11 protein-coding genes are annotated in these 12,819 nt (G+C 45.5%); 2 read left to right on the forward strand and 9 right to left on the reverse strand.

Features of this window, described 5'->3' with window-relative positions; genetic code table 11:
* Positions 1 to 203: 203 nt before the first annotated feature.
* From ABFQ95_04620 to ABFQ95_04635, 4 genes are all read right to left on the reverse strand, one after another.
* Entirely contained in the window at positions 204 to 1,496 is a 1,293-nt protein-coding gene (locus tag ABFQ95_04620) for a pitrilysin family protein (protein ID MEN8236809.1), read from the reverse strand.
* 171 nt (positions 1,497 to 1,667) lie between these two features.
* Entirely contained in the window at positions 1,668 to 2,426 is a 759-nt protein-coding gene (locus tag ABFQ95_04625; protein MEN8236810.1) for an SURF1 family protein, read from the reverse strand.
* Between the two features lie 62 nt (positions 2,427 to 2,488).
* Entirely contained in the window at positions 2,489 to 3,274 is a 786-nt protein-coding gene (locus ABFQ95_04630) for a cytochrome c oxidase subunit 3 (GenBank protein ID MEN8236811.1), read from the reverse strand.
* Positions 3,275 to 3,283: 9 nt separating this feature from the next.
* Complete coding sequence (locus ABFQ95_04635; protein ID MEN8236812.1) at positions 3,284 to 5,104, reverse strand: extracellular solute-binding protein; 1,821 nt, start codon at positions 5,102 to 5,104, stop codon at positions 3,284 to 3,286.
* Between the two features lie 133 nt (positions 5,105 to 5,237).
* Here ABFQ95_04635 and ABFQ95_04640 point away from each other — a divergent pair, with 133 nt between their 5' ends.
* Together ABFQ95_04640 and ABFQ95_04645 are read left to right on the forward strand one after the other, a co-directional pair.
* Positions 5,238 to 6,491 (forward strand): UbiH/UbiF/VisC/COQ6 family ubiquinone biosynthesis hydroxylase, encoded by a 1,254-nt coding sequence (locus ABFQ95_04640; GenBank protein ID MEN8236813.1) that lies wholly within the window; start codon positions 5,238 to 5,240, stop codon positions 6,489 to 6,491.
* A gap of 294 nt (positions 6,492 to 6,785) precedes the next feature.
* The gene (locus ABFQ95_04645; protein ID MEN8236814.1) at positions 6,786 to 7,850 is read left to right on the forward strand and encodes a COX15/CtaA family protein; all 1,065 of its coding nucleotides are present in this window, start codon (positions 6,786 to 6,788) and stop codon (positions 7,848 to 7,850) included.
* Here ABFQ95_04645 and mnmA read toward each other — a convergent pair.
* The 5 genes from mnmA to ABFQ95_04670 all read right to left on the reverse strand — a co-directional run bounded on the left by mnmA (position 7,781) and on the right by ABFQ95_04670 (position 12,473).
* Positions 7,781 to 8,911, reverse strand: coding sequence for a tRNA 2-thiouridine(34) synthase MnmA (mnmA, locus tag ABFQ95_04650; protein MEN8236815.1), 1,131 nt, complete (start codon positions 8,909 to 8,911; stop codon positions 7,781 to 7,783). The genes ABFQ95_04645 and mnmA overlap by 70 nt on opposite strands.
* An 87-nt stretch (positions 8,912 to 8,998) precedes the next feature.
* The gene (locus tag ABFQ95_04655; GenBank protein MEN8236816.1) at positions 8,999 to 9,967 is read right to left on the reverse strand and encodes a small ribosomal subunit Rsm22 family protein; all 969 of its coding nucleotides are present in this window, start codon (positions 9,965 to 9,967) and stop codon (positions 8,999 to 9,001) included.
* Positions 9,957 to 10,940, reverse strand: coding sequence for an endolytic transglycosylase MltG (gene mltG / locus ABFQ95_04660; protein MEN8236817.1), 984 nt, complete (start codon positions 10,938 to 10,940; stop codon positions 9,957 to 9,959). The genes ABFQ95_04655 and mltG overlap by 11 nt, the downstream gene beginning before the upstream one ends.
* Positions 10,941 to 10,944: 4 nt before the next feature.
* Positions 10,945 to 12,204: a beta-ketoacyl-ACP synthase II gene (gene fabF, locus ABFQ95_04665; protein MEN8236818.1), complete on the reverse strand. Its 1,260-nt coding sequence runs from the start codon at positions 12,202 to 12,204 to the stop codon at positions 10,945 to 10,947.
* A 26-nt stretch (positions 12,205 to 12,230) separates the two neighbouring features.
* Positions 12,231 to 12,473, reverse strand: coding sequence for an acyl carrier protein (locus ABFQ95_04670; GenBank protein ID MEN8236819.1), 243 nt, complete (start codon positions 12,471 to 12,473; stop codon positions 12,231 to 12,233).
* Positions 12,474 to 12,819 lie beyond the last annotated feature (346 nt).

Here is a 12,819-nt window from a genome sequence, read left to right on the forward strand (position 1 = left end):
GAGGGGGGCAAAATCTGTAGTGACTGGAGAGGCAAATTTTTAAAAACGATCCCTTATTTGCCAACGGTTTCACAGCACCGATCACTGAACTTGGGTTAAATTTTACGGTTTTGATTTCACGAGAGTATATCGGCTACCTGATCTTTAAACAAAAAAACCGGCTAAAAAATCAGCAAAAAGGTGGGCACTCTATGATAACCTCACTACAGGTTAACCACACTCAGCTTATCCGAAGAGAGTACGCTGGGCAATCTCTCTTCAATTCTCTCGAATACCTCAACCTCACCTATAGGTCCTGTGGCTACAAAGGTCAGCTTAGAAGAGAATACATCTTGGGCAACTCGATATAGGTCATCCTTACTCACAGCATCAATTTTTGCAATAATGTCCTGAGTCGGAATATGTTTTCCAAAATTAAGAATCTGTTGTGCCAGGTGTTCGCAGCGCGCTGTGGTGCTTTCAAGCCCCATCATTAGGCTTGCTTTAAGTTGCGTGCGGGATCTTGTAATCTCTTCGTCTGTCAAGTTTTCAGTGGCTTTGACCAATTCATAGCACACGATTGGTAACAATTGAGGTACTTGATTGGGTGCAGTGCCGGCATAAATCCCAAACATCCCAGAGTCACTATAAGCTGACTTAAATGCATAAATCGAATAAACTAGCCCCCTCTTTTCGCGAACTTCCTGAAAGAGGCGTGATGACATCCCACCACCCAAAATGGTAGCCAACAACGCCACAGCATAGTTATCGTCGTGCTTTATAGAGCGCCCCTTAAAGCCCATCAATACATGAACTTGCTCGAGATCTCGTTGCATACGAAAGTCACCACCAACATAAGATGCAGGCTCAACCTCAACCTTTCCATTTGTAGGTAAATGATCAAAATACATTTCTGCCCGCTTTAATAATTCGTCATGGCTTACGTTGCCTGCAGCTGCCAAGATCATACGGGGTGCTGAATAAAAATGGTCCCTATACTGAACCAAAGTTTCACGGTTCATGTTATGAACAATGGAATTGGTCCCCAAAATTGAGCGACCCATTGCTTGCTTGGGAAAGGCAGTTTCTTGAAAATAGTCAAAGATAATATCATCTGGTGCATCATGGCTTTGTCCAATTTCTTGCAGCACAACTGAGCGCTCACGCTCAAACTCATCTTCTGCAAAAACCGAGTTTTGCAAAATGTCAGCAAGCAATTCAATACCCACATGCAGATCGTTTTTCAGCATGCGTGCATAATAAGCCGTGGACTCGCGCGAGGTTCCAGCATTGAGGTAACCCCCAACATTTTCAATGGTTTGGGCAATATCTTGTGCAGTGCGGTTGTGCGTCCCCTTAAAAGCCATGTGCTCAAGCATATGTGCCACGCCATTGAACTCAGCGCGCTCGTGCCTGGTGCCAGCAGCTACCCACACTCCCACGGCAACGGTTTCAACCGTATCGATGCAATCAGTAACAATTGTAAGACCATTGGCAAGTTGTGTTTGTTCGACCATCCTAAACTCTTAAAAAAGTTTTTCCACAAAAATATTAAACTGAATCTGCACTGGTATACTCTCGTGAAATCAAAACCTCTAGTTTAATGATAGCGAGAAGCGCGCAGTTTACAAGTGTAAATGAGCACTTCTAGCGTATCAGGAAACAGAGGTTTTGATTTCATTTCGGTATTAAGCATTTTTTACGTGTTTCCATGCACAGCACAGGTATATCAGTAGAATACAAAGGGCGAGCATAAACCAGGTGATCGCATATTGCAAATGATCATTCTTAATGTTTCTTTTGATTCCCAAGGGAATTGGGGCAGATTGCTGTCGCTGCTGCGGTTGTTCTAGAATATAAAATGGAGCAACCTGATCCATCAGTTCAGGATTTTTCCACGCAAGAAAGGCTTGAATATCCTCAAAATCAATCGTGTGCCACGCACCCGAGTGTATGTTATTTTTGGGAATAAACCATCTGGGTTTGGGAGCAAAATTTATAATTCCAAACACTTGAGACGAACCCTTAAAAGGTACGGCAACGTAGTTAAGTGGAATCCAGCCCCGCAACACATATACAAGTTGCCCTGATGATGTTAAAAGCGCTGATAATAGATGAGCCCCTACTTTTCCCTGACGCACCCGTGGCTGCAACCTTATTTCCAGATCTGGCAGATAAGTGCCGATCATAATAACTTTAGAAAATTCCTGCCACACCTGAGTCTGATTTTGGGGAAATTTTGTATAAGAGGAGGGTTTGGTATCGGATAAAGACTCGAGTAGTTTGGTTTTCCACTCCAGGCGCTGCAATTGCCAGACTCCCAAACCAATGCACAGATTTATGATACAAATCGAAAAAATACTAAAGCTTGCAAAACGACCCCAAGCTTTCGGTTTTCTGATACGCTTAAAGTGCTCATTTACAGTTGTAAACTGCGCGCTTTGCATTATCATAAAATCCGACATCTTGGGTTCGCGCTTGTATGGGAAGCCAGGCCATTTCAAACGGCTCACGCAGATCCCCACCAATAAATACTTACAAACAAGAACAGCCAAACAACATCCACAAAGTGCCAATACCAAGCTGCTGCTTCAAAACCAAAATGATTGTGTGGCTGAAAATGTCCCCTACGGGCACGAAACCAACACACTATTAGAAAAATAGCACCTACGAGGACATGAAGCCCATGAAAACCGGTAGCCATAAAAAAAATCGAAGAGTAAATTCCATCAGTAAAGGCAAACTGAGCGTGATGATACTCATAGGCCTGCACGCCCAAGAAAACAACACCCAAAAGAATGGTATATCCAGTTTTGTCGATCATCCCCTTAATATTGCCTTCGGTCAGATCAAAATGCGCCCAAGTTACGGTTGTGCCTGACAACAACAATAAAAGTGTATTGAGATAGGGCAGCCCAAAAGGATCAATCGTTTGCACACCCTTTGGCGGCCAGACTCCACCTATCGCCTCAGGCGGAAAAAGGCTGGCATTGAAATAGGCCCAAAAGAAAGAGGCAAAAAACATTATCTCAGTCAAAATAAACAGAGCCATACCATAGCGAAAACCGCGCCGAACCTCTGGAGTATGATTTTTTGGTGTCGCTTCAAGGATGACGTCGCGCCACCAACCAACCAATGTGAAGACTAAAAAAGCAAGGCCTGCCAATAAAATCCAGGGACCATGGTGGTGCATATACAAAACAGCTCCCACACCCAAAACAACAGCAGCCATAGACCCCACAAAGGGCCACGGACTTGGATCAACAATATGAAAGGGGTGTTTTTTTACTGCCATCTCTACGAATTACCTGAATTTAGAATGTGCCATCTGCTTTTGTTCAATCTCCTTTTGCCACCAGCCGGTGAGTCCAACCGACACATCCGGCTTAAAAGGAGGATGATCAAACTTGTCCCAATAGGCCAAATAGTTCTTATCTTGATGATACAAGAATAGCACATAATACCCCGAAGCGAGAACCCTATCCAGAGCACGTGCTGCAGCTACAAGTGTTTCTCGGTCTTGAGCTGTTGCAATCTTCTCGCACAAACTGTCGATAACGGGATCCTTTATTCCTGGGTAATTTCGGCTGCCTGGTTCATCAGCTGCTCTAGAGCTATAGTAAAATGATTGCTCACGCCCCGGAGATGCCGTTTGCCCCCAGCTTAAGTTCATTAAGACATCGTAATCAAACTGTAGCCGGCGGTTTGTGTATTGTGCGCTGTCAACAATACGAACCCGAGCACTGATACCTAACAATTTCAGATTCCGCACAAAGGCCAAAGCCACTTTTTCTTCTCTAGGGTGATGAGCCAGAATTTCAAACTCCAGGGGCACTTTATTTCTCGTATGAACCAACCTGCCATTTGAAATTTTCCATCCAGCTTGAAGCAACAGCGCTTTAGCTATGCGCAAATTTTGTCTACGCTTAAGGGGGCCGTCTTCTTTGGGCGGCTTAAAATCTTGCAAAAAAACAGCCTCAGGTAATTGATCTCGAAATGGCTCTAATATTTCTAATTCTTTTCCCTTAGGCGGGCCATGATGAACCATTTCGGTATTGTCAAAAAAACTACAAGTTCGCGTATAAAAACCATGAAACAAATTCTTGTTAACCCATGCAAAATCAAAAGCATAACTTAGGGCTTGTCGCACAAGCGGGTTATTAAAAGGAGCACGCCTTGTGTTGAAAACCATCGAATACACGCCCACAGGCTGCATTTGGGGAATTTCTTGCAAAATAATCTGATGTTGTTTTACAGGCGCCCATTGTTGCATTTGTTTCCATTGCACCGGCTCTACCTCACCTCTTACATCATAGTAACCAGCTTTAAAGGCTTCGCGTGCCACCTGAGAATTGCGGTAATAGTCAATATGAATACGATCAAAGTTGTACACACCTTGATTCACTGTGATCTGCCAGCCCCAATAATCTCTCCTGCGCTCGTAAGAAATCGATTTGCCAGGCTGAAAAGATTTTATTTTATAGGGACCACTGCCCATAATCGGCGTGAGCGTAATTTTTTCCAGGTCTTTGCCAGCAAGAACATGTTTGGGCAAAACAGTCATCAAGCTCATCAACAAAGGTGCTTCAGGATCATAACGATCTTCATTTACAAGTTTATTAAAAGAAAATTTGACACGCCTCAAACCTAAGATCTCAACCTTTGCTACTTTGGAGTAAAATAGGCGAACGTTTGGCAGGCCTTTTTTTAAAAGCAGCTTGTGAGTGAAGGCAACATCTTCTGCTGTGACAGGCTTGCCATCTGCCCATTTCGCCTCTGATTGCAGGTTAAAGATAATCCAAGATCTATCCACTGGCATTTCAACAGTTTCAGCCAAACGTCCATAAACCGTAAAAGGTTCATCTTTTGAGAGCACCATCAACGTTTCATACACATAAACAGGAGCTCTGCCAAGGTTACTCAACCCTGCTGCTGGTTCTCCCTTGGTAACAAATGGGTTGAGCGAATCAAAACTGCCTACAACACCAAAGCGGATTGCTCCCCCTTTTGGAGCGTTAATATTGATGTAAGAAAATGTTTCACCCGATTGATATTTCGGTTTTCCATGCATAGCAATAGCGTGCTGCGGTTTTATTTCTTGGGCTGCAAACAGCGGTTCGATCATTATTGAGTGCAATAAAAGGCAAACAGACATTACAAATCGTGGGAGCCTTTTTCCTCCAAGACGCAAGGATATGTTAGTATATTTCATCTAGTATCGGTTCACCCCTTTGACGTACAAGAGTGTTTATAGCACAATGAAAACAAACCAAACAAAAAATTTTCAGATTATCCGCTGTGATCTTTTGATTGTTGGAGGAGGATTGGTTGGATCAACCCTTGCCATTGCTCTGGGTAACCTAGGGCTCAACATCATCATTCTCGATCACGTTGCTCCAGCTTGCAAGATAGATAGCAAAGATCTACGCACCACAGCAATTTCCTATGGTTCGAGCAATCTCTTTAAAGCACTAAATTTGTGGGCGCAACTAGAACCCTACACCCAGCCCATTTTGGATATCTGTGTTTCAGAATACAATTCTCCTGCAATCCTGCATTATACATGTCAGGACGTTGCAGAAAATGCCCCAATGGGACACATGATCGACAATGGTGTTTTGCGCCACACTCTGCAAAATCATACTCACGTTTGTAAAAATATTCGCTGGTTGGCGCCGGCAATACTCAAAAAACTTGAACTGACGACATCTCATATCAAAGCGCACCTTGAAGATGGCCGTGAAATTCGAGCAAATTTATGCATAGGCGCAGATGGTCGTAACTCCAAAGTGCGTTCTCTAACCGATTTACCAGTGACACAATGGAGTTATCCGCAGTCGGCTCTGATATGCACTGTAACCCATAAAAAACCACACAACGGTGTTGCCCATGAACGGTTTTTGGAGTCAGGCCCCTTTGCGGTGCTCCCCATGCCAGGTAACGCTTCAGGAATCGTCTGGTCGTGTCCGCATCATCAAGCCGCTCACCTTGGAAAACTGGAAGATCGAGAGATTATGGGATGCCTACAGCAAGAATGCGGTGACACACTTGGAGCTCTTACGCACGTCACTCCACGTCAAGTTTACCCATTATCAGTGCTTTTTGCTCGCAGGTTTGTTGACAAACGTGTTGCGCTTATTGGTGATGCCGCCCACGTCATGCATCCAATAGCTGGTCAAGGTTTAAACGTTGGCCTTAGAGACGTTGCGGCATTAGCCGAAGTGATCCATGATACCCATCGTCTTGGATTGGATATCGGAAACGATATGACACTGGAAAAATACCAACGTTGGCGTCGCTTTGATGTTCTCTCTTTCATTTCCATGACCGATGGACTTGTGCGAGCGTTTTCATACCGTTCACCAATTATTCGAAGCATACGTCGTATTGGCATGCGAGTTATCAACAATACCCAACCATTGAAACGCGCCTTAACCCGACATGCAATGGGAATCTCGGGAAATAAACCAAAATTGCTGGAAGCAAAAAGTATAAAAAGCCAATGGCACTAAGGAATGGACGCGAAATAACCTACAGTTTTAAGCTTGGTTTAACCTGAATTTGAATTTAATAACAACTCTGCCTTGTATAACAACGTTTTGACGGGATAAATGGGTACAAGATTATTATATGATAAAATTCACAAACACCCCCATATCACAAACGACTAAGCAGAAGAGTCTTGTCACTGCCACGGTCTTCATCCCGGATATTGCTCTTTGCAGTCTAATCTGCGATCTTAACCAAGACTAGTGTTTGTATGCTATTCTCTCTACCAAACAAATACATCACCAATAGGAAACCTGATGCAATCAAGTTTGCCCCGTTATCACCCGATCGCTTACTGGCTGATTGCATGCGCTGTTTTGGTGTGGGGTATGGTGATTTTGGGTGGAGTAACCCGGCTTTCTGGAGCAGGGCTTTCCATCGTTAAGTGGCAGCCGTTGATTGGTTTGTTGCCGCCGATGACCCGTGCGGCATGGCAACAGGTTTTTCTTGATTATCAACAGTTTCCAGAATTTCAAAAGGTGACCTTTGATATGACTCTTGCTGATTTCAAGTTCATCTATTGGATTGAGTGGGGGCATCGCTTTTTAGGAAGATTGATTGGAGTGGTTTTGCTGGTGCCAACGATCATGTGCCTCATCAAAGCTGACTTGAGGCTTTTATGGAAACGCTTTGTACTCGTTTGGGGGCTAGGGATTAGTCAAGGGGCTATGGGTTGGTATATGGTTAAAAGTGGCTTGGTGCATGATCCGTGGGTGAGCCCTTATCGTTTGACAGCACATTTGTTGCTCGCCTTTCTGATTTTAGCTGTCCTCCTTTGGACGATTCTGGATTTGTGGCAGCCGGAGACGCAAGCTCACAAACAAGCCTCGCGGTCAGCTTGGTGGCTACAGGTGGTGCTTTTGGGTTGCATTGTGTTGACTGTTATTTTTGGCGGTCTGACCGCGGGTTTAAAGGCCGGACTCATTTATAATACCTTTCCAGATATGGGAGGATATTGGCTGCCGCCAGAGGCCTTTGCTCTTCGCCCCTGGTGGGTAAATTTTTTTGAAAATCCCGTGCTGGTCCAGGCGACACATCGATTTTTGGCATTGATCAGCTGTGGCGTTGCTTTGTTATGGTGGTGGAGCACAAGGCATGCTGAAACTTCAATGTTCAGAACGGGACTGGTTTTGGCGATTATTGGGCAAGTGATTTTAGGTGTGAGTACTCTTTTACTTGTTGTTCCAATGATTTTAGGTGTGGTTCATCAGGCCTGGGCGGCTGTGGTTTTATTGTGCGGCGTTGCAATACTTTATGAAAACAAACCAAGAGTTGGTGCACTTTCAATCCAGCCTCCTCCCAGCATTCGACTGCCAGCATAAAAAACACAGGCCTGACCAGGAGCAATGCCGTAATCAGCCTCATTGAGAATAACGCTTGCCTTGTCAGTATCTTCCAATGTGACGATGGCCGGCATTGCTTTCTGGGTCGATCGAATTTTGACCATTAGGTCGAGAGGTTGATTGAGATAGTAATCTCTGTCAAGCCAGTTCACATCCTTTAAAGATAGGCGATCACAGGCAAGATATTCACGTGGCCCTACAATGACTTGTTTTTTCTCAGGATCAATCTTAACAACATAAAGCGGATCAGGGTGCCCGCCAACGGCCAACCCTCGGCGTTGACCAATGGTGTAATTAATGGTGCCTTGGTGTTGCCCCAAGACTTCTCCATTTACGTGCACGATATCGCCTGGATCTACAGCGCCTGGGCGCAGTTTGTTGACAATGCTGGCGTAGTTGCCATTAGGCACAAAGCAAATGTCTTGGCTGTCGGGTTTGTCAGCAACTTTTAATCCAAGCCGCTGGGCATGCTTGCGGGTTTCACTTTTGGGTAAATCGCCAAGAGGAAAGCGCAGAAAATCGAGTTGAGGTAGCGTAGTGGCAAACAGAAAAAAACTTTGATCTTTGCCATCATCGACAGCACTGTGCAGTTCAGAACAGAGAACTCCCTGTATTCGCCTTACATAATGGCCGGTGGCCATGCCATCAGCGTCTAGGTCTTTTGCTGCATTTAGCAAGTCCTGAAATTTTACAGTTTGGTTGCAACGTACACAAGGCAGAGGGGTAAAACCTTGTACGTAGCTGTCAGCAAAATCATCGATGACCGAGCTTTTAAACTTGCTTTCATAGTCTAGAATATAATGCGGAAACCCAAGGCGATCGGCAACTTGACGCGCGTCATAGATATCTTGGCCGGCACAGCAGGCTCCTTTTTTGCCAATTGCTTGGCCATGATCATACAATTGCATGGTCATGCCAATTACATCGTAGCCGGTTTCTGCCAGTAGGGCTGCGGTGACTGAACTGTCAACGCCGCCTGACATGGCAACCACGATGCGGGTTTTTTCGGGTGGTTTGCTGAATCCTAAATCTATGCTCATCGTTTTTCCGTGTTCGTCATCCTGAACGCTGATTTTCCAAATGCGCGACGTAGTCGCGCGAATTGGAAAATCTTTGCGATTCAGGACCTATATCCAAGTATCTCCCCAAACCACGTTTCGTGCTTTGGAGTAAATAATCTTGTCTCTTTTCGAGAGTGTACTACGCTTTAACCCTGAAGGGGTACATAAATCAAGTGTAACGTGCCCAGATTTTCTTAAAGGACGTTTGATGATGCGGTACTTGGCTTCGTGTGATTTTTCTTTAGTTGCAATTAAATAGCAGTATTTTTCATCCTCAAAAGCCAATTGAGCCTGTTTGATTTGGCGATGCCAAGAGGATCTTGGAAGTCTTGCAGAAAAGTGACACCAGTCCTCTCCTCCAGCCATTGGACATGTGAGATTATGCGGACAGGGAGCAAATATGCAGGCACCCTGATCAATCAGTTGCTGGCGCGCTTGTAACAAGCTCTTAAATCCCTGAGGCGTCCCGGGTTCAATGATGACAACAGCTTGGGTGGCTGCACTCCAAGCTCGGCTTATCAGTTGCTTTTGGCTAGATAGGTCAAGCTCATTAAGGACATAGCTGATGCTGACGATATCATGGGAGGGAAACGAATCCTGAGTTTGTAAAGTGATGGTACGCCAATCGACGTCGATCGTTTGAGTATCAGGCATGGATTTTTGTAAACGCTGCCCCAGAGCCACAAAAGAGCGATCACGTTCGTAGAGCGTTGCTTGTTTTAGCGGGTGTTGCAGGCTGGAGAGCGCCCATAATAGGGTTCCCGGTCCTGCTCCACAGTCAAGTAGGCTTGTCATTTGTTGTGGCAATCGCGCGCAGACGACAGTAGCCACCATAAAAGTTGCAGGCAAACGCACGGCAAGATAAGCCAGACAGTGGAGCGGTTTGAGAATAAACGGATTATGTCGAGGGCTACGGTAGAACTGTGACAGTTCATCTGCAGCAGTGATAAGTTCATGGGTGGGTATTTGACTTAGTTCAGCTTCGATGGCAGTCAAAAGATGTGTCGGTAGTGTCAGCATCAGGCTACAGATCAAGACTGCGTCGCACTTTTCGCCAATTTTGATGATGTTGTTTATGCGCTTGATAAGTTTTGGAAAAAACATGGCCTCCGGTGCCGTCAGCTACAAAATAGAGCTCATCGGTTTTACTGGGGTGGAGTACAGCATGAATGCTGGCGTAACCCGGGTTACAGATTGGTGTTGGAGGCAAGTCAGCGCGCATGTATGTATTATAGGGCGATGCGTGCGTTAGATCTTTTTTGGTCAATTGTTGGGTAGGCTGGTTACGCTCTAGATTTAAGCCATAAATGACTGTTGGGTCGGCTTGCAGCTGCATGTCTTTTTTGAGACGATTTAAGAATACAGCAGCGATGCGTGGGCGTTCTTGAGCAAGTTTGGCCTCTTTTTCAACAATTGAGGCAAGAATAAGAGCATCTTGCGCTGATTGCAGCGGTAGCCCCGGATCACGATTGATCCACAATTTTTGCAAGGTCTCTGTCATAGCCTGGCGCATGCGCTCAAGCAGTTTGTTGCGGGTTTCACCTAGATAAAAGGAGTAAGTTTCTGGCAGGATTTCCCCCTCAGCGATGGGGATGGAGCACTCTCCAGATAACAATTCTTGTTGGTTAAGCTTGTCCAGGATCTGAAAGGTTGTCATTCCTTCCGGTACCGTAAAGTTATGTTTAACCGTTTTTCCTAAAATAAGGGCATTCAGTATTTGCTCAGGTGTTATGTGTGAGGCAAATTGATATTCCCCGGCCTGAAGCTTTTGTGCAGCCCCGCGCAAGCGTACGTGCCAGGAAAACAGCATGGAGTTCGTTAGCACTCCGTGTTGGGTCAGTAGTTTTGAGATTTTAGGTAACGTTTGCCCTTGAGAAATAATCACCGTGCGCGGTTGGCTGAGAGGACCTGGTTGTGAAAAATGTCTTACAAAGAGTCCTATTGCCAGAGCTACAAGTAGACAAGTTACAGCAAGAAAACTACTGGCGGTCCAGGATCGCCAGCTCATCAGTTTACGCAAACTTTGAAAAGACAACCGAGGCGTTGGTGCCACCAAACCCAAAAGAGTTGGACATCACATGTTGCAAGTTTTTTTCTTTAGCTGTGTGCGGGATAAAGTCTAGATCGCAATCATCAGATGGTTGATCCAAATTCAAGGTAGGAGGCATGATGCCATGCTGCAAAGCAAGAACCGAAAAAACCGCTTCAACACCGCCTGCAGCACCGAGCAAATGACCTATGGCAGACTTGGTTGAGGACACAGATAACGTATGGGCGTGGTCACCAAACAGCTTTTTAACAGCCTTGACTTCGATTGGATCTCCAACAGGGGTAGATGTGCCATGAGCATTGATGTAGTCAATATCCTCGGGATTCAATTGTGCATACTTGAGCGCATCGCGCATGGCTCGATAACCGCCAGATCCATCTTCTGCGGGTGCCGTAATGTGGTATGCATCCCCAGACAGGCCATAGCCGGTAACTTCGGCATAAATATTAGCACCTCGTTTTTTGGCATGCTCGAGTTCTTCAAGGATGAGAATGCCAGCGCCTTCACCCATGACAAACCCATCACGATCTTGATCCCAAGGGCGAGAGGCTTGTTCTGGGGTATCATTGAAGTGTGTAGAGAGGGTTCGTGCTGAGGCAAAGCCAGCAATGCCCAAGCGGCAAACAGCTGCTTCTGTGCCACCGGCAACCATCACATCAGCGTCGCCAAATCTAATGAGCCGGGCTGCATCACCAATGGCATGCGCACCAGAAGCACAGGCAGTAACAGTTGAATGATTTGGTCCTTTAAACCCATAGCGGATTGAGATGTTGCCGGATGTCAGGTTAATGAGCGTTGCAGGAATAAAGAATGGGCTGACGCGTCTTGGACCCTTTTGCTCTAATGTGACCGAGGTCTCATAGATATTTTCTAGACCACCAATTCCAGATCCAATCATAACGCCAGTACGCTCCAGTGATTCTTCATCTTTTGGATTCCAACCGGAATCCTGGAGTGCGTGGTCTGTGGCTGCAATTCCGTAAATAATGAACCGGCCCATACGACGTTGGTCTTTGGGTGGGGCCCAGTCATCCGGGTTGAATGTCTCTGGCGTATCACCTTGAGGAACAAGTCCTGCAATATGAGCTGCCAAATCATCAACCGGAAATGTATCTATCTTTTGAATGCCGGATTTTCCAGCAATCAGATTCTGCCAGGAAGATTTAGTGTTTCCTCCCAGAGGGGTTACTGCACCAATACCTGTGATAACAACACGTCTCATTAGAAATAAACTCCGGTTGGATAAACCTAAGCGGCTTTTTCATTCTCCGTCAGGTAAGCAATGGCATCTTTAACGGTACGGATCTTGATGGCATCTTCTTCGGGGATCTCGCAGTCAAATTCTTGTTCAAATTCCATCACAAGCTCTGCTGTATCTAGGCTATCAGCGCCCAGATCATCGACAAAGCTGGCCCCTTCAGTGACCTTAACTTCTTCAACTCTTAGTTGCTCAACAACAATTTTCTTAACACGGCTGGCAATATCGGACATGCATCTATTCCTTTCGGCTATGATCATCTACTACACAGGTCGATGGTGCTTAAATTTCGCTCCAATCGCCTTCTTAAGACCTTGCAAAACTATAATTTCTTGACCTGAGTTGTCAACTGTTTCACTCGTTGCATGCGGGCATCGTACCTAAGGGGCGGGCAAAAATCAAGAAAATTGGGTTAAATGATCGTCGAGTAAACTGTGGCGGGTAACCGCCCCAGTTCCTCTAGGAACCATCGAACCCAGGGCTGTTCACTGAACAACCCTGCGATCAAACCCGCAAATCTTGCATATTTGTAGCAAATATGTGATGTTACAATCCATGAATCCTTTATTACTTGCTGCT

Source organism: Pseudomonadota bacterium, from assembly GCA_039714795.1.
Lineage (GTDB): Bacteria > Pseudomonadota > Alphaproteobacteria > JAGOMX01 > JAGOMX01 > JBDLIP01.